Genomic DNA, 17987 nt, shown 5'->3' with positions numbered 1-17987 from the left:
CTTAATATCGCTTATTTTTGCTCATTCGTGTTAAAACAATATTATGCCGACATCTGAGACTAAAATTCAGCCACCTATTGCCGCCAAAAAGCCAACTAAACTCGAAAAACATGGAGATGTTCGTGTTGATAATTATTTTTGGTTGAATGATAGGGAGAATTCAGAGGTAATAGATTATCTCAAAAAAGAGAATGATTATAATGATAAAATGATGGCTCATACCAAAAAGTTTCAAGAGAATCTTTTTGAAGAAATGAAAAGTCGTATCAAGGAAGATGATTCTTCGGTTCCCTATAAACTCAATGGGTATTGGTATTTAACACGATATGAAAAAGGAAAGGATTATCCTATATATTCCAGAAAAAAAGAAACCTTAGAAGCACAAGAAGAAATTCTATTTGATTGTAACAAAGAGGCAGAAGGTCATAGTTATTTTAGATTAGTAGGGCTTAGCATAAGTCCAGATAATAAATTAGCTGCTTATGGTGTGGATACCGTAAGTCGGAGAAAGTATACAATACGTATTAAAAATTTAGAAACTGGAGAAATATATCCTGAGACTATTGAAACCACAACAGGAGGAAGTACTTGGGCGGCCGATAGTAAAACTTTGTTTTATACAAAAAAAGATGAAGAGACGTTAAGGTCTGATAGAATATACAGACATGTTTTAGGAACTTCGGTAACAGAGGATGTAGAGGTTTTTAACGAGACAGATGATACATTTTCTACATTTGTGTATAAAACCAAATCTCGTAAGTATCTTGTCATTGGTTCTAGTAGTACACTTACTTCAGAATATAGAATCTTAAGAGCTGATAATCCAACAGGAGAATTTCAGATTTTTCAGCCTAGAATTAGAGGTGTAGAATATGGTATAGCTCATTATAATACCGATTTTTATGTTTTGACTAATGCAGACAAAGCAACTAATTTTAAATTGATGAAAGTTTCAGAAGAAAATACAATCAAAGAAAATTGGAAAGATCTTATACCACATAGAGACAGTGTTTTATTAGAAGATGTTGAAATATTTAAGGATTATCTAGTTATTAGTGAGCGAGATAACGGACTTAATAAAATTAATATTAAAAGATGGGATGGTACAGCAGATTATTATCTCCCTTTTGATAATGAAACATATACTGCTTATGTAAGTACTAATCCTGATTTTGATACCAAAACCCTTAGGTATTCTTATAATTCTCTTACTACTCCTAATTCTGTTATAGATTTTAATATGGAGACTAAGGAAAAGGAAGTTAAAAAGGAACAAGAGGTACTAGGAGGTAAGTTTGATAAAAATGATTATACGTCTGAAAGAGTTTGGGCTACCGCACAAGATGGTACATTGGTTCCAATGTCTTTAGTATATAGAAAAGGAATTAAAAAAGATAGTAATAATCCTGTATTGCAATATGGATATGGTTCATATGGATCCACTATAGATCCATATTTTTCTACAGTACGATTAAGCTTATTAGATAGAGGATTTATTTATGCAATAGCACATATAAGAGGAAGCGAATATTTAGGGAGATCTTGGTATGATGATGGTAAATTATTAAAAAAGAAAAATACTTTTACAGATTTTATCGATTGCTCAAAATTTTTAATAGAACAAGAATATACTTCTGCACATCATTTGTATGCTATGGGAGGATCAGCCGGTGGGTTATTAATGGGAGCAATTGTAAATATGGCTCCTGAATTATATAACGGAGTGGTAGCATCTGTGCCTTTTGTTGACGTTGTAAGTACAATGTTAGATGATAGTATTCCTCTTACCACTGGAGAATATGATGAGTGGGGTAATCCTAATGAAGAAGAATATTATACCTATATGAAATCGTACTCTCCTTATGATAATGTAGCAGTTGAGGCTGTGCAAAAATATCCAAATATGTTGGTAACAACAGGGTTACATGATTCACAGGTGCAATATTGGGAACCAGCAAAATGGGTGGCCAAATTAAGAGAATTAAAAGTAGATGATAATTTGTTATTACTACATACTAATATGGAAGCTGGTCACGGAGGAGCTTCTGGCAGATTCGAAGCGCTTAAGGAAGTAGCAGAGGAATATGCATTTTTATTAGATTTAGAAAGTATAAAAGAGTAATTAAAAAAAATAGTGTAACTTCGTACCGTTTTTGTAGCAGATTTTGAACCCCCATTTTATTTCATACATCTGCATAAACACAACTATATGAGAGAAGATATTAGGGCTTATAATAATGTTTTAGAGCTTATTGGCGATACCCCGCTTATAAAACTAAACAATATTATGAAAGACTTTCCGGGAAATTACTACGCCAAAGTAGAATCTTTTAATCCGGGACATTCCACAAAAGATAGAATAGCACTTTATATTATAGAAGAAGCCGAGAGAAAAGGTATTCTTAAACCAGGTGATACTATTATTGAAACTACTAGTGGTAATACAGGTTTTAGTTTAGCAATGGTAAGTGTGATTAAAGGGTATGATTGTATTCTTGCAGTCAGTTCAAAATCCTCAAAGGATAAGATAAATATGCTCAAAAATATGGGAGCAAAGGTATATGTATGCCCTGCTCATGTAAGCGCAGATGACCCGAGATCATATTATCAGGTAGCAAAAAGACTTCATGAAGAAATTAAAGGTTCTGTCTATATAAATCAATATTTTAATGAATTAAATATTGATGCACATTATAACTCTACCGGTCCAGAAATATGGAATCAAACTAATGGTAAGCTTACGCATTTTGTAGCTTGTTGTGGAACCGGAGGTACAATCTCTGGTACAGCAAGGTATTTAAAAGAACAAAATAAAGATGTTCGAGTGCTTGGAATCGATGCATATGGTTCTGTTTTGAAGAAATATCATGAAACCAGAGAGTTTGATCAGGAAGAGATATATCCATATAGAATTGAAGGTTTAGGTAAAAACCTTATTCCTACAGCAACAGATTTTGATGTGATTGATAAATTTGAAAAAGTAAGTGATGAGGATAGTGCACATACAGCCAGAGAATTAGTGAGAAAAGAAGGTATGTTTTTAGGATATACCAGTGGTGCTGCTTTGCAAGGAATAAAACAATTAGCTGCCCAAGGGGAGTTTGATGAAAATAGTAATATTATTGTAATTCTACCTGATCATGGTTCTAGATATATGAGTAAGGTATTTAGTGATGACTGGATGTCTGAACAAGGATTTTTTGATAGCAAAAATGAAATTGATGCTAGAAAAGTAGAGTTCATAAAATAATATAAAAATTAAAAACGATATAAACATCTCGATATTTTGAGGTGTTTTTTTTGTATAAATTCTTTAGATAGCGTACTGATCTCTGCAATTGTTGATGTCATTTTTATTTATTAAATTACGGGAAATCATCAAAATACCAACTGCAAAATATATTCACTAGATTACGTTTTGTTAAAATAAAGCTTTACGAAAGTGAATTTAAATATAATTATGCCATCAAATCAATTTTCCGTATTTTCGCACACTTATAAGAAACAATTTTTTGATAAATGAGAGATTTATTTGATAAGATTTATAAAGACAAAGGGCCGTTAGGGAAATGGGCAGATAAAGCAGAAGGATATTTTGTTTTTCCTAAACTAGAGGGTCCTATATCAAATAGAATGAGGTTTCAAGGGAGAGAAGTAATTACCTGGAGTATCAATGACTATTTGGGATTAGCCAATAAAGAAGAGATACGTAGGGTTGATGCAGAAGCAGCAGCAGCATATGGTTCTGCCTATCCTATGGGAGCTAGAATGATGAGCGGGCATACCGATCTTCATGAGCAATTACAGGACGAATTGGCAGAATTCGTTGATAAAGAAGCATCTTACTTATTGAATTTTGGATACCAGGGAATGGTTTCTACAATTGATGCCTTGGTAAGTAAAGACGATATAATAGTATATGATGTTGATGCACATGCTTGTATTATAGATGGCGTAAGATTGCATCAAGGACAACGTTATACGTATCGACATAATGATATCGAAAGTATTGATAAAAACCTGATGAGAGCCACAAAAATGGCTGAGAAAACTGGAGGAGGAATCTTATTGATTTCTGAAGGTGTTTTTGGAATGCGTGGAGAGCAAGGAAGATTAAAGGAAATAGTAGCTTTAAAAGAAAAATACAATTTTAGATTATTTGTTGACGATGCACATGGTTTTGGTACGTTAGGAGCGACTGGAGCAGGAACAGGTGAGGAGCAAGGAGTTCAGGATCAGATTGATGTATATTTTGCGACGTTTGCAAAATCGATGGCTAGTACTGGAGCGTTTATTGCAGCAGATCAGGAAATTATAGATTATTTAAAATATAATTTGCGGTCTCAAATGTTCGCAAAATCACTTCAAATGCAACTTGTCGTAGGGGCATTAAAGCGTTTGGATATGCTAAGAACAATGCCTGAATTAAAAGCTAAATTGTGGCAAAATGTGAATGCATTGCAAAATGGATTAAAAGAACGTGGATTTGATTTAGGGACTACACAAAGCTGTGTTACACCTGTGTATCTTAAGGGAAGTATTCCAGAAGCTATGGCTTTGGTAAAAGACCTTAGAGAAAACCATGGTATTTTTTGCTCTATTGTGGTATACCCTGTGATACCTAAGGGATTGATCTTACTTAGGTTAATACCTACAGCATCTCATACTATGGAAGATATTCAGGAAACATTAATAGCGTTCTCAGCTATACGTGAACGATTAGAAAATGGAACATATAAACGCATGTCTGCCGCCGTTGCTGCAGCCATGGGAGAGTAATATAGAATAAAAGTTTATACTAAAAATCCGCTAAATATTTAGCGGATTTTTTTATTGAATTATTTTTCTGTTTTTTATCTGCAATGTGTACTAGGGCCTTTTACACATCTTCCATTTATACATGTGCATCGTCCATCTGTATTGGTAGAACAATCTAGCTTTATTGGTCCAATAAAGCAAACAGGGCCTTGTGATCCATTATCAGGGAATGTTGCTTCACCTCCATGAATGGTTTTTTGTTGATGTTTTACTAATTTTTGAACTCCTTGTAATTCTAAAATTTTTTTTAACATGATTATAGGTTTTAAGATGTTAAGAATCCTGATTTCTTTTAAGACACTCAAGTTAATGTCATTTGTAAATTACCTAAATATAATCAAATGACTTTTAAATATGGTTAAGGATACCTTATTTAACAAGTAAATATGATTAAATGTTAATGAAAAAAAGTAGTAGTAAATGTTTAAATAATGAAGTATGTATCTATGTGATAAGTATTGAAGTAAATGAGGTTCAAAATTTAAACCTATAAACTTTTTCGAAATGTTCTTCTCATTTTATGTTGTTCATGCTCATAGCCATTCCAAAGTGCCTGGATTGCTTTATTTTCTTCTAGTTCTGGATTGGTTTCTACAACTTCAATTCCGTTACGAAGAAAAGCTTCATTCATTTCCTTAAAAATAAGTGCAGTGACTCCTTTGTTTTGGTATTCTGGGTCAACTCCAATAAGATAAAAGGCAGCTGTATTGTTTCTACGCTGTGCTTTTAGGATATGTAAAAACCTAAGGGGATATACTTTGCCATTCATTTTTTTCAAAGCCTTAGAAAATGATGGCATAACAATAGAAAATGCTATAAGTTTACCAGTTTTGTCTGCAATACAGGTAATATACTCTGGATTAAGATATGGCAAGTATTTTTTCTTGTACATATCTATTTGATATTGTTGTATCGGAACAAAAGTTTGTAGGCTACTATACGTTTTGTTAAGCAAATCAAACATATCATCAGCATACTGAAGAATCTCTTTACTTTTATTAAACTTTAGAAGTTTAAGCTGATACCGTTCTTTAATTACACTGGCAAATTTGATTACTTTTTCTTTTGTCTGTTTAGGAACTCTGATTTTATATTCAACCCATGTGGCTGCAGCTTCAAAATCAAGAAGTTCCATGTGTTTTGCATAATAAGGGTAATTATACCACGTGATCATTGTATTTAACTCTTCATACCCTTTAATTAAAATTCCTGCCTTATCCATATTAGAAAAGCCTACGGGGCCTTCCATGTATTCAAGAGAGTTTTGAAGGCCATATTCTCTTACCTTTTCAAGCAAAGCTTTAGTGACTTCAATATCATCAATAACGTCGAACCATCCAAAACGTACTTTTGGTTTTTTTTGTTCATTTACCTCAATCCAATTTATAATGGCAGCAATTCTTCCAACGATTGTATTATTCTTATACGCTAAGAAGTATTTTGCATCAGCATTTCTGAATACAGGGTTTTTTTTCGGATTCATTACGTCTAACTCTTCCTTGATGATCGACGGAACGTAGTATGGGGAATCTTTATATAAATCAAAAGGAAATTTAACGAACGTAGTTAAATCTCCTTTTGAAGTAATTTCTTTAATCGTAATCATATATCATCTCTAATTCGTCACAAATATATAATCCTTTTATTAAATATTATGTTTGCATGCGGATCATTTTTGGTAATAATGTAATAGATTCTTTAATTGTAGCATTTTAAGAGTTCTATTTATGTTTTTTTACCATTATTGATCTATTTTTTCTAATTCTTTATCTACATCAGAATTATTTGTGTCATTTTCTTTTTCTTCCTGATTTTTACGTTTTTCTTCCTCTTTTTTCTTTTTCTTTTCATCTTTCAGGCGCTTCTTTTCTTCCTTCTTTCTACGTTTTTCCTCTGCTTTTTTATTTTTCTCCTGTTCTTTCTGATACTTTTCATATTCGGCATCTACATCTTCCTCTTTCTCTTCTTCTTTTTTCTTTTCAGCCTTTTTCTGCTCTTTTTCATTATCTATATCAAGCTCTTTTTCCATTTTTTCAAGTTCTTTGAGCTCTTTGTCAATATCCTGTAATTCTTGATCGACACCTTGTTCTTGTTCCATTTTATCCAATTCGGCATCTATATCATCAATCATTTTTTGTTTTTCTTTTGCTGCTTGTTGCTCAGCTTTTTCAGCTTTTCTTGCTTCTTTTGCCTCTCGTTTTAATCGTCGGGCTTCTTCTTTCTTGAATTTCTTACCTTCTTTTTTAGAAAGCTTCTCATTTTCTATACGCTCTCGTTCTAAACGGTCTGCAGTTCTTCTTTCATCAAGATCTTTTTCTATAGCATTTCTGAAGTCGTCATCTTCAAAATCATTGATAAAAGGAGTTTTTAGTAATTTAAGGCTATCATTTTCAATCTCTAAACCATCTTCCCCTTCTTCAAGCTCTCCTTCGATATCTTCTTCACCTTCACCATCTTCTTTCTTTTCTAAACCTTCTTCATCTTCTTTAACACCACCTTCTAATCCTGGTTGTTCTATAATTTCATCTTTATTATGCCAATCAAATCGATAAGATGCTCCAACGCTAACTGTAAAAATGGATGGAGTGTCTTTAAAATTAAAAGCAATATTAGCATCAAACTGTAAATCTTTTTGATATAAATAAGCTCCTCCTAGTCTTAAAATATTGTCACTATAAAAATCGCTTTTTTGCCCTTGATATTCTCCAAAGGCAGCCCATTTTTTATTAATAGTATGAGTAGAAGTAATAATCCACCCTATAATAGGATCATCTGTAGTTATTTTGTCAACGATTAAGTTTGTCACTAATACCCAATCTCCGTTTAAACTTGTTGACCAGTTGTTTTGTGTCATTACAACAATCTTTGGGCTAAAAGTATCATCATTAGGAGCTGTAAAAGGATTATCAGAAGAAATAAAGTTAGCCCCTAAATAAGCAGAAACTGCTGGGATTAAACTTTTCCATTTAAATTTATAGCGCTCTTTCCAACTTTTTAATGCATCATAATTTATAGAATCCTTTTTTGGTTTTTTATAAGGGTCATAAATCAAATATTTTGCACCAATGGTATTGACTTCAAAATTACTTCTCTTTATTTTTTCCTCATTACCCCCAATAGTTTGTCTAACACCATCAGCTCTAAATCTACCATTTAATCTAAGTTCTAATTGCTCAATTAATAGACCATACCTTACAGAATAATCAAAGTTAAAAACATTAGTTTTTGTATTAAGAATTTTATGCTTTTCTTTTCCAAAACCTATACCTCCTTCTAATTGTAAAACATTGTTACCAACAGAAAACGCGCCTTGAGACGTTCCAGGTCTATTCGTGTTTATTTTCTCAGTATACTGAGCAGATAAGGTTACACCAAATAGAAAAAAGGTGATTAATAAAAGAATAGATTTAGGGTTCATATTCAATAGATTTGGTTCAAATATAGCAGATTTTATCATTTTTTTAGGATAGTCTACATGTAATTGTATAGAGAGTTCATTATTTTTGAAAAAAAATGATATGCAGGAAGCTTCGTTGCAAGGGGTATTGAAGGTAATTCTCATTATTGTATTAATATATTATGGACTAAAAGTATTAACGCGATTATTTGGTCCTCTATTGCTTAAATATGTAACAAAGAAAGCAGGAGAGAAATTCCAACAACAGTTTGATCAGTATCAACAACCCCGCCAATCTAATGATGGTGAAGTTACTATTGAAAAAAAACCAAAACAAAAAACTTCTAATAAAGATGTAGGAGAGTATATCGATTATGAGGAAATTGATTAATTTGGCTCCTTATTTAGTAAACTCACACTTATCATGCCTTTAATCAAAAGATTCTTACCTCATTTACTTGTTGTTATAAGTTTTATAATTGCTTCATTAGCTTATTTTAGCCCGGTTCTAAGTGGAAAAAAAATGAAACAAGGAGATATTGTTCAATATTCCGGAATGGCAAGACAACAAACTGATTTTAGAAATCAAACAGGAGAGGAACCATATTGGGCAGACAATGCCTTTGGAGGTATGCCAACTTACCAATTGGGCGCACAGTATCCACATAGTTATGTAAAAAAAATAGATAGACTTATACGATTTTTACCAAGACCAGCTGATTATTTGTTTTTATATTTTATTGGGTTTTATATTCTTTTATTGGTTTTAAAAATGGATTACAGGCTTGCTTTTTTAGGAAGTTTGGCTTTTGGTTTTTCTACATATTTTATCATCATATTGGGTGTTGGACACAATGCCAAAGCACATGCCATCGGTTATATGCCCTTGGTACTTAGTGGTATTATACTCACATTTAGAAAGAAGTACATTTGGGGCTTTCTTTTATTAGCCATATCCATGGCTTTAGAAATTGCTGCCAACCATTTTCAGATGACCTACTACTTATTTTTGTTAGTACTTGTTTTGGGAATTTCATACCTAATAGATGCATATAAAAAGAAGGAAATACCTGATTATTTTAAATCTCTGGGAGTAATGGTTCTTGCAGTCTTATTTTCTTTGTTACTTAATGCGACCAGCCTTTTAGCAACAAAAGAATATACACAATTTAGTACAAGGGGTGATACGGGAATTACGATACAAGCAAATGGAAAAGAGAAAAAAGGTACGGGCTTAGACTTTGATTATATAACACAATATAGTTATGGTAGATTAGAGAGTTTTAATCTATTTATTCCTCGCTTTATGGGAGGTACGTCTACAGAAAATCTAGGAACAGATTCTAATGTTTATGAAGAATTATTAAGGTTAGGAGTGTCTCCTGCTCAGGCAAAATCATATACAGAATATGTACCTACCTATTGGGGCGATCAACCATTTGTAGGGGCACCTGCGTATATCGGTGCAACCATATTATTCTTATTTATTTTAGCATTATTTTTAGTTAAAGGCAGATTAAAATGGTGGATTGTTGGAGGCTCTATTTTAGCATTACTGCTTTCCTGGGGGAAAAATCTGGAATTTTTCACTAGGTTTTTTATTGACTATTTTCCTTTATACAACAAGTTTAGAGCAGTATCTTCTATACAAGTGATTGTAGAGTTATGCGTTCCCATTTTAGGTGTTGTGGGAATACATAAATTGCTTAGTAAAGAAGTTCCAGGGGATTCAAAAATAAAAGCTCTAAAATATGCAACGGGAATTGTGGGAGGATTAACATTAATCTTTTTATTGTTTAAGTCTACATTATTTAGTTTTAGCGGACTAGGAGACAGTTTACTATTAGAACAAGGTGGTCCAGATTATCTAAGAGCAATAAAAGAAGATAGAAAAGCAATATTTACTACCGATACTATACGGTCACTGGTATTAATTTTATTGATTGCAGGAGGATGTTGGCTATATCTGAAAGGAAAATTAAAGGAGAATCTATTATTAATAGGGGTAGGAGTTTTAATTACTTTGGATTTAGTTCTGGTAGATTGGAACTATGTGAACAAGAGTAATTTTGTGTCCTCTAGAGAATTTAACAAACCTTTTATTGCAAATAAAGCAGATGAAGAGATTTTTAAAGATAAAGGACATTTTAGAGTATTTGATTTAACAGCAGATCCATTTAATTCGGGTAGAGCAGCATATTTTCATAATGCTTTAGGTGGATATCATGCAGCTAAACCTGGAAGAATGCAAGATTTGTTTGAATTTTATTTGGCTAAAAATGATGTTGAAGTTATGAATATGCTAAATGTAAAGTATATCATTACTCAGGATGAAGATGGAGTAAAAGCTTTAACTAATCCTTATACTAATGGAAATGCTTGGTTTGTTTCTGAAGTTAAACAGGTGAGTTCTGCAAACGAGGAAATATTAGCATTGAAGGATTTAGATAACAAAAAACAGGCTGTAATCAATTCTAAATTTAATAATGTAATTTCTAAAACTAAGTATACATCAGATAGCTTGGCGTATATAGCATTAACTGCTCATCAACCTAATCATTTGGTATATGAATCTAAAGTTAAAGAAGAGAGTTTTGCAGTTTTTTCAGAAACATACTATCCAGGTTGGCAAGCTTATATCGATGGAAACCCAGTTGAACATGTTCAGGTAAACTATATGTTAAGGGGATTACCAATACCTGAAGGACAACATAAAATAGAATTTAAGTTTGAACCCAAGGTAATAAAGACGGGAAGTAGTATTGTTCTAACAAGTTCTATTATCTTTATTTTATTAATAATTGGAGGTTTTTATTATCAGTATAAAAAAACAGGTAGTTTACTATCTTTACCCAAAGAAGATAAGTAAATAAGATTTTGAAAGTTCTGATTATTACATATTATTGGCCACCTGCAGGTGGCCCTGGAGTACAGCGGTGGTTAAAGTTTGTAAAATATTTCAGAGAATTTGATATAGAACCAGTAGTTTATGTACCAGAAAACCCAACATACCCTTTAGTAGATGATTCTTTACTATCAGAAATTCCAGAAGGAATAACTATTCTTAAACATTCTATTTTTGAACCTTATCGTTTCGCTCAAATCTTCTCAAAGAAAGAAGCTAAAACCATAAGTAAAGGAATTATTGCAAATAAAGAAAAGCAATCTTTTATTCAAAGGTTACTATTATTTATACGAGGCAACTTTTTTATCCCTGATGCTCGTAAGTTTTGGGTAAAACCCTCGGTAAAATATTTGACAGATTATATAAGAGAACATGATATTAAGTCTGTAGTAACAACAGGTCCGCCGCATAGTGTACACCTCATAGGGAAGGAGTTAAAACAAATTTTGGGAGTAAAATGGCTAGCTGATTTTAGGGATCCGTGGACTACTATCGGATATCATGATAAATTAAAGTTAACCAAACGATCTATATATAAACATAAAAAGTTAGAAAGAGATGTTCTGGAAAGGGCTAATCATATAGTCGTTACTAGTTTTACTACTCAAAAAGAATTTAATGAGATTACAAACACCCCCGTTTCTGTAATCACAAATGGGTACGATATAGAAAAAGTAGAAAAGACTATTCTGGATACCAATTTTACAATTTCGCATATAGGGTCTTTATTATCGGGGAGAAATCCAATACATTTATGGAATGCATTGTCAGAATTAGTAAAAGAAAATGAAACTTTTGCCCAATCGTTTAGATTACAACTAGTAGGAGCGGTAAGTGACGATGTGTTATCCTCAATAAAGGAATCTGGGTTATCAGATTTTTTGATATTAAAAGGATATGTTCCTCATGCTGAGGCAGTCAAGATTCAGAGAAGTTCTCAGGTTTTGCTATTAATTGAAATTGATAGCGAAGAAACCAAAAGTATTATTCCGGGTAAACTATTCGAATATATGGTTTCAAAAAGACCTATTTTAGCTATTGGCCCTAAAGATGCAGATGTATCCAGATTGATTTCTGAAACTAGCTCAGGATCTTTTTTTGAATACCATGAATATGAAGAGATAAAAACACAAATACAAGAATACTTTTATCAGTTTCAAAAAGAAACATTAATATCTGGGGTTGACGGAATAGAAAAATATAGTAGGAGGGAGCTGACTAGGGAATTTGCTGAAATACTACGGCAGCTGGTTAAATAACATTGGAAATTTAAAAAATGAGACTTTAATAAGTAATGGGAGTAGTTGTTAATCAGACTGTTAAAAATGTAATTATTACTTGCCTTGGGTTTGGTATTGGAGCAATTAATACACTGTTCTTATATACTAATTTCATGGAAAAAGAATATTATGGACTAGTTTCCTATCTTCTTTCTGCCTCGAATCTTATATGGCCCCTAATGGCCTTTGGTGTACACAATACTTTAATCAAGTTTTTTTCTTCATATGCTGATGATAATCAACAACATAAATTTCTTACTTTAATGCTAATTTTACCTTCCATAGTTGCATTAATTTTGGGGGTAATAGGAATCCTGTTTTATACTACTATTTTAGAGTTTTTTGAAGAAGAGAATACAATTATACAACCTTATGTGTGGACAATTTTTGTCATAGCATTCGCTTTATCTTATTTTGAAGTATTCTTTGCCTGGTCCAAGGTAAAACTCAAAAGTGTTTTTGGAAACTTTATAAAGGAATTATTTCTTAGAATATGTATAAGTATCCTTTTATTCCTGGTGTATTTTAAAATACTCACACCTGATCAATTTATATATGCACTAGTGGTTGCGTGTCTGTTAAGAATGGTAATTATGCAATTATATGCATTTAGATTACATCGTATTACATTAAGTTTTTCTCTGCCAGAAAATTATAAAGCAGTATTTAAGTATTCTACACTTATTCTAATTGCAGGATCAGTGGCTACGTTATTGATCGATTTGGATAAAACGATGATAGAACGATATCTTCCAATAGAATATGTCGCAAAATATGGGATATGTGCATATATAGCAAGTGTGATCATTATTCCTTCTAGAGCAATGCATCAAATTACGTATCCTTTGACTGCTAAATTGATTAATGAAAATGCTAAGAAAAAATTACGTGACTTATACAAAAAGAGTTCGTTAAATCTACTAGCAACTAGCGGGTTACTGTTTGTATTGATTATCTGTAATGTAAGCCAATTGTTTGAAATTATTCCTGATGAATATGAATTATTTATTTGGGTAGTCATTTTGATTGGAAGTGCTAAATTATTTGACAATCTATTGGGAAATAACAATTCCATTTTATACAGCTCAGATTATTATAGAATTATTTTATATATAGGAATAGGGATGGCAGTTCTTACAGTTGTATTAAATATTCTTTGTATTCCGGTTTTTGGAGTTACAGGAGCAGCAATTGCAACCTTTGTAGCTGTTTCTTGTTATAATATGGCTAAAGTATGGATAGTGTATAAAAAATTTAATATGCATCCATTTTCTAAAAAAACCTTTTTAACGCTCTTATTGATTTTAGGTTATGTATTTGGGTTTTATTTTTGGGATTTACCATTTCATCCTTTTATGAATATAACTATTAAAAGTATTTTAATAAGTTTAAGTTATACCATAATTCTTTATGCGTTAACGATATCTCCTGATTTAAATGTTTTAATTAAGAACAGTATAAATAAATTAAGATAGTAGAATTCAAAAAGAAAATCCCCAGAGCATTCTACTCTAAGGGATTTTCCAACTAACCAACCAAAAAAATAAATGTTGTTATATGTCTTCTTAGCTTCTGCTTCTAGAAGAACGAGAACGAGAGTTATTCGATCTTGTACTTCTTGAAGTATTACTTCTTTGTCTATTTACTTGAGCTTTGGATCTACTTGTTCCTCTGCTTCTATATTGACTGTTATTAGAACGTTTTGTTACATTTCCAGAGTAATTTCTAGAAGAACTTTTCTGTCTCTGTGCCTGATTTGTTCGAGCAGCAGGTTTTTGAGTTCTAATACTTCTGTTATATTTTGCTCTATTATTATTTCTAGATGATGTACTAGCTACAGCATTTCTATTTCTTTGTGTAGTCTGTACTCTTTGTCTAGTTGGAGTACTTCTGTTATTAGATTGTACTCTTTGCTTATTCTGAACATTTCTACTCACAGAACGAGTTCTTGTATTTGGTGTTACAGAACGAGTTCTATTCACATTTTTACCAGTATTATAATTAGATCTACTTCTAGTAGCATTTCTGGTGTTATATGTTTTTGATCTGCTTCTATCTGCATAACGAGTATTATAATTATTAGATCTACTACGATTTATTTTACTATAGTTACGATCATTTCTTTTGTACATTGCTGTTCTGTGACCTCGAGTTCTATATGTTATACCTCTTGCGCTAGAACCTCTATATCCTCTGCGATAATTAGTTACTCTACTATGTGGTCTGTAATAGTTACGACTTCTATATGATCTCTGGTAGTATCCATCATAGTAATTGTTTCTATATACAGTATAAGAACATCTGTATGGTGTATAATATCTTCTGTATGGTCTTTCATACACAATACATCTACTTACTACTGGTACTGTAAAATATGCATGAAATGGTCTATATATATAACGCCTGTTGTAACTATTGATATAACCAGTACAGTTTAAGAAATTACCATAATTATTATAATGTACATATAATCCACCAACTCTAGATATACGACCATAATTGTTATAGTTTATATATATATCACCAGCCTGTATAATTCTTCCATAGTAATCATAAAAAATAGGAGTGTCTTCTATCTGTACCACGGCTCCATAATCATCATATTGTACATACGAATCATAATTGTAACCAGAATTAAAACTTATATTCACTCCCGGAGTATTAACACCAACACTTACACCACCTCGTTGTCCATTAAGATAAAAATCAAATTGTCCATCCGCATAAATCGAAAAGTCGATTCCTCCTTCAGAAAAAATAAATGATTTTCCATAGTTAGAATATCTAGCCGTCGATTCGATATTCGTTTCGGATGCATTAGCAGTAAATGAAGCTAATAATAAACCTGTAAAAAGTAAAACAAAATTTTTCATAATCTGTGGTTTTAAAATGAATGTTGAAATTGATTTTCAACTTCACTTTTATAGTATCAAGCAGCGTGCCAAAAAAAATAGACTTATGTGATTAGATTTTTTAGAATAGTTAATTTTTAAATTAAAATATTGATAAACAGTGCTTTGTGGTTTGTTTTTTGTAAAAACTGAATTCGTAGTAGGGTATTTATCTAACTATTTGTTTTAGAGATGTGAAATTTTAATACAAGTTATAAAGCAGGAATATGAAAAAAATATATTTGAGCATATTTATAGGATTATTAACCGTAGTATCATTAAATGCTCAGGAAACAGTACATGATAATAATAAAGAAGAAAATACATTTATGCCTAAAAATATAATTAAAGTATTTCCATTAAATGCATTGATTGGTGAGATTGGTATAGGGTATGAACGGGTTATTAAACCCAAAACGTCACTAAACTTTACCTTGATTCAGGAATTTAGAAAGGATGAAATTTTTAATACTGCATTATCTGTAAGAGATTATTACATTTTTTTTGAAGCAGATATGAGATTCTATTTGTCAAAATACAAAAAAGCACCCGAAGGATGGTTTGTAAGTGGTGGGTTATTGGGAGAGTATAATTATCGTAAATATAAAAGTAGGATTAATAATCAAGGTGTGGATTTTGAATGGCTTCAAATAGGTGGCTCTGGTAAAATGGGATACCAGTGGATGTTTAAGAAAGGATTAAAAGGGTTGACTATAGAAGTAGCTGGGGGAGCACGGTATAGAACTGCTGTAAATATATTTGATAAAGGATTTTCAGACGGATTCACTCCCGTTGTAGATTTCACAATCGGATACTCATGGTAACAATTTAGTATGTATTTATACTTTATAATAGAGTACTAAATAATTTACTTTTATTTTTTGAATTTTGGGTAGGGTATTTATGAATTCATTTGTTTTAGAGTTGTGAAACATAGTTTCAGTAACTTTAGATTTACCCCAATATCTATTTATGAATTATGATATTCATAGTAATAATGGTAATTTAATAGCTATATAGAACCGTTAACCTTTTATATTAAAATATAACTGACTTAAATTTTTTGAAAATGCCAGAGAAAGTAATTAGTGTTTGCGAAGAAAAAATATATGAACAATTATACCGTGAACACGCAGAAAAGATATGTTATTATCTCTACTATAAATATGGCGATATGGAAAAAGCTCAGGATATTGTTCAGGATAGTTTCGCCAAATTATGGATTAATTGTTCAAAAATACTTTTTGGTGCAGCTAAAAGTTTTCTTTATAAAATAGCTAATAATGCTTCAATCAATGCTATTGTGCATCAAAAGACAGTTTTAAAATACCAGGAAATAGAGCAAAAAACATATACCAATGAATCGCCAGAATTTCAGATGGAAGAAAAAGAATTTATGCATCGCTTAAATATGGCTATTTCTGGTTTAAAAGAAGGACAACGTGAAGTTTTTCTATTGAATAGAATAGAAAAGAAAACCTACAAAGAAATTGCAGAAATGCTTGGAATCTCTGTAAAAGCTGTAGAAAAACGAATGCATCTGGCATTAGTTATTTTAAGAAAAAAAATAAAAACACCTAATCTGTAAAATATGAATTTTTTAGATCAACATTATCAAAATGAATTTTTGGCTAAATGGATATACGGTGAACTTACAACGAAGGAACTTAATTCGTTCGTTAATTCAACTTTATATAAGAATTTAGTGTTTTCACCTTTATCCGATGATGACTCTATAAAAGAAAGTTAATGAAAAGTGATATGAATAAAGATGATTTTTTAGGAAAATGGTTATCTGGAGAGCTTTCTAATGAAGAACGTAAAGCCTTTGAAAACTCAGAAGACTATTTGGCATATAAGGATATATTAAAAGGAGTAGAACGACTTGAAAGACCTGTGTTCGATGTAGAAAAAGGTTTAAAAGAACAAAAGATCTACAATGCTTCATATAATAAATCCAAAAGTTCAAAAGTGATTAAACTTCGAACCTGGATGTATAGTGCTGCAGCGGTAATTTTGGTTATTTTTGGATTGAGGACTATATTTTTTCAAGATGTTAGAATACGTACTGAAATGGCGCAAACTCAAACAATAACCCTACCTGATAATTCTGTAGTGACTCTAAATGCAGATTCTTCTTTAAAATATGATAAAGATTCTTTTACAGAAGATAGAGTACTTCAATTACAAGGAGAAGCTTTTTTTGATGTAAGCAAAGGATCTACATTTACAGTAAGTACCAAAAATGGGGAAATTACCGTTTTGGGCACCGAATTTGACGTATATTCCAGAAATAAAAAATTAGAAGTGCATTGCTTCGAGGGTAAAGTGAGTGTTAAGAAAGATGACAATGAGGTTATTCTTACCCAAGGAAAGGCTACCAGATCCAATGAAAATGAAAGCCTGTCTTTATTTGAAATTACAAAACTAAAACCAGATTGGTTACATGGAAAAAGTAGTTTTTATGAAGTATCTCTTGACCAACTTATAAAAGAATTAGAAAGACAGTATAACATTAAAATTAATACAGGAAACGTAGATGTAAAAAGAGTATTTACAGGTTTCTTTAATCATGACGATCTAGAAACCGCTCTACGTACTAGTTTTGACCCTATGAATATTAGTTATACATTTGAAGGAGAAAAAATTATAGCCCTAAAGAATAAGTGATACGTTTTGAGTTCGTTGTATTATTA

Annotated in this window: 14 protein-coding genes; 10 read left to right on the top strand and 4 right to left on the bottom strand. The window is 31.6% G+C overall.

Going from position 1 to position 17987, the window contains the following annotated elements; all coding sequences use genetic code 11:
• Positions 1-43: 43 nt before the first annotated feature.
• From PQF96_RS20605 to PQF96_RS20595, 3 genes are all read left to right on the top strand, one after another.
• On the top strand, positions 44-2122 hold the full coding sequence (locus PQF96_RS20605) for a S9 family peptidase (protein WP_271768050.1): 2079 nt from the start codon (positions 44-46) through the stop codon (positions 2120-2122).
• An 87-nt stretch (positions 2123-2209) separates the two neighbouring features.
• Positions 2210-3250, top strand: coding sequence for a PLP-dependent cysteine synthase family protein (locus tag PQF96_RS20600; RefSeq protein WP_271768049.1), 1041 nt, complete (start codon positions 2210-2212; stop codon positions 3248-3250).
• A 269-nt stretch (positions 3251-3519) separates the two neighbouring features.
• A complete protein-coding gene (locus tag PQF96_RS20595) occupies positions 3520-4779 on the top strand; it encodes an aminotransferase class I/II-fold pyridoxal phosphate-dependent enzyme (protein WP_109438459.1) in 1260 nt (419 codons plus the stop codon).
• Positions 4780-4853: 74 nt separating this feature from the next.
• Here the strand turns inward: PQF96_RS20595 and PQF96_RS20590 are convergent, their stop codons facing one another.
• The 3 genes from PQF96_RS20590 to PQF96_RS20580 form a co-directional block, all read right to left on the bottom strand.
• Complete coding sequence (locus PQF96_RS20590; RefSeq protein ID WP_109438460.1) at positions 4854-5072, bottom strand: hypothetical protein; 219 nt, start codon at positions 5070-5072, stop codon at positions 4854-4856.
• A gap of 233 nt (positions 5073-5305) precedes the next feature.
• Positions 5306-6424 (bottom strand): GNAT family N-acetyltransferase, encoded by a 1119-nt coding sequence (locus PQF96_RS20585; protein ID WP_109438461.1) that lies wholly within the window; start codon positions 6422-6424, stop codon positions 5306-5308.
• Positions 6425-6559: 135 nt separating this feature from the next.
• Positions 6560-8236, bottom strand: coding sequence for a transporter (locus PQF96_RS20580; RefSeq protein WP_271768048.1), 1677 nt, complete (start codon positions 8234-8236; stop codon positions 6560-6562).
• Between the two features lie 100 nt (positions 8237-8336).
• Between PQF96_RS20580 and PQF96_RS20575 the strand changes: the two genes are divergently transcribed.
• Genes PQF96_RS20575 through PQF96_RS20560 form a run of 4 tightly spaced genes read left to right on the top strand, consistent with a single transcriptional unit; the run spans position 8337 to position 13875 of the window.
• The gene (locus PQF96_RS20575) at positions 8337-8606 is read left to right on the top strand and encodes a DUF4834 family protein (RefSeq protein ID WP_109438463.1); all 270 of its coding nucleotides are present in this window, start codon (positions 8337-8339) and stop codon (positions 8604-8606) included.
• A 33-nt stretch (positions 8607-8639) separates the two neighbouring features.
• Positions 8640-11084 carry a YfhO family protein gene (locus tag PQF96_RS20570; protein ID WP_271768047.1) on the top strand — a complete coding sequence of 815 codons (2445 nt, stop codon included), beginning with the start codon at positions 8640-8642 and terminating at the stop codon, positions 11082-11084.
• Between the two features lie 8 nt (positions 11085-11092).
• Complete coding sequence (locus tag PQF96_RS20565; protein WP_333968144.1) at positions 11093-12379, top strand: glycosyltransferase family 4 protein; 1287 nt, start codon at positions 11093-11095, stop codon at positions 12377-12379.
• 35 nt (positions 12380-12414) lie between these two features.
• Positions 12415-13875 (top strand): oligosaccharide flippase family protein, encoded by a 1461-nt coding sequence (locus tag PQF96_RS20560; RefSeq protein ID WP_271768046.1) that lies wholly within the window; start codon positions 12415-12417, stop codon positions 13873-13875.
• Between the two features lie 90 nt (positions 13876-13965).
• Here the strand turns inward: PQF96_RS20560 and PQF96_RS20555 are convergent, their stop codons facing one another.
• Positions 13966-15273 carry a hypothetical protein gene (locus PQF96_RS20555; RefSeq protein WP_271768045.1) on the bottom strand — a complete coding sequence of 436 codons (1308 nt, stop codon included), beginning with the start codon at positions 15271-15273 and terminating at the stop codon, positions 13966-13968.
• Positions 15274-15518: 245 nt separating this feature from the next.
• Here PQF96_RS20555 and PQF96_RS20550 point away from each other — a divergent pair, with 245 nt between their 5' ends.
• The 3 genes from PQF96_RS20550 to PQF96_RS20540 all read left to right on the top strand — a co-directional run bounded on the left by PQF96_RS20550 (position 15519) and on the right by PQF96_RS20540 (position 17961).
• Positions 15519-16115, top strand: coding sequence for a hypothetical protein (locus PQF96_RS20550; protein WP_271768044.1), 597 nt, complete (start codon positions 15519-15521; stop codon positions 16113-16115).
• A 245-nt stretch (positions 16116-16360) separates the two neighbouring features.
• On the top strand, positions 16361-16879 hold the full coding sequence (locus PQF96_RS20545; protein ID WP_109438469.1) for an RNA polymerase sigma factor: 519 nt from the start codon (positions 16361-16363) through the stop codon (positions 16877-16879).
• Between the two features lie 161 nt (positions 16880-17040).
• Entirely contained in the window at positions 17041-17961 is a 921-nt protein-coding gene (locus PQF96_RS20540; RefSeq protein ID WP_271768043.1) for a FecR family protein, read from the top strand.
• Positions 17962-17987 lie beyond the last annotated feature (26 nt).

Origin of the sequence: Aquimarina algiphila (assembly GCF_947494415.1) — a bacterium.
GTDB classification, from domain to species: domain Bacteria; phylum Bacteroidota; class Bacteroidia; order Flavobacteriales; family Flavobacteriaceae; genus Aquimarina; species Aquimarina algiphila.
This window is presented reverse-complemented; position numbering and strand designations above follow the sequence as displayed.

Coding starts and splice junctions, on each gene's coding strand:
- PQF96_RS20605 (WP_271768050.1), top strand. CDS start 44: ATGCCGACATCTGAGACTAAAATTCAGCCACCTATTGCCGCCAAAAAG.
- PQF96_RS20540 (WP_271768043.1), top strand. CDS start 17,041: ATGAAAAGTGATATGAATAAAGATGATTTTTTAGGAAAATGGTTATCT.
- PQF96_RS20550 (WP_271768044.1), top strand. CDS start 15,519: ATGAAAAAAATATATTTGAGCATATTTATAGGATTATTAACCGTAGTA.
- PQF96_RS20555 (WP_271768045.1), bottom strand. CDS start 15,273: ATGAAAAATTTTGTTTTACTTTTTACAGGTTTATTATTAGCTTCATTT.
- PQF96_RS20595 (WP_109438459.1), top strand. CDS start 3,520: ATGAGAGATTTATTTGATAAGATTTATAAAGACAAAGGGCCGTTAGGG.
- PQF96_RS20545 (WP_109438469.1), top strand. CDS start 16,361: ATGCCAGAGAAAGTAATTAGTGTTTGCGAAGAAAAAATATATGAACAA.
- PQF96_RS20575 (WP_109438463.1), top strand. CDS start 8,337: ATGCAGGAAGCTTCGTTGCAAGGGGTATTGAAGGTAATTCTCATTATT.
- PQF96_RS20585 (WP_109438461.1), bottom strand. CDS start 6,424: ATGATTACGATTAAAGAAATTACTTCAAAAGGAGATTTAACTACGTTC.
- PQF96_RS20590 (WP_109438460.1), bottom strand. CDS start 5,072: ATGTTAAAAAAAATTTTAGAATTACAAGGAGTTCAAAAATTAGTAAAA.
- PQF96_RS20580 (WP_271768048.1), bottom strand. CDS start 8,236: ATGAACCCTAAATCTATTCTTTTATTAATCACCTTTTTTCTATTTGGT.
- PQF96_RS20570 (WP_271768047.1), top strand. CDS start 8,640: ATGCCTTTAATCAAAAGATTCTTACCTCATTTACTTGTTGTTATAAGT.
- PQF96_RS20600 (WP_271768049.1), top strand. CDS start 2,210: ATGAGAGAAGATATTAGGGCTTATAATAATGTTTTAGAGCTTATTGGC.
- PQF96_RS20560 (WP_271768046.1), top strand. CDS start 12,415: ATGGGAGTAGTTGTTAATCAGACTGTTAAAAATGTAATTATTACTTGC.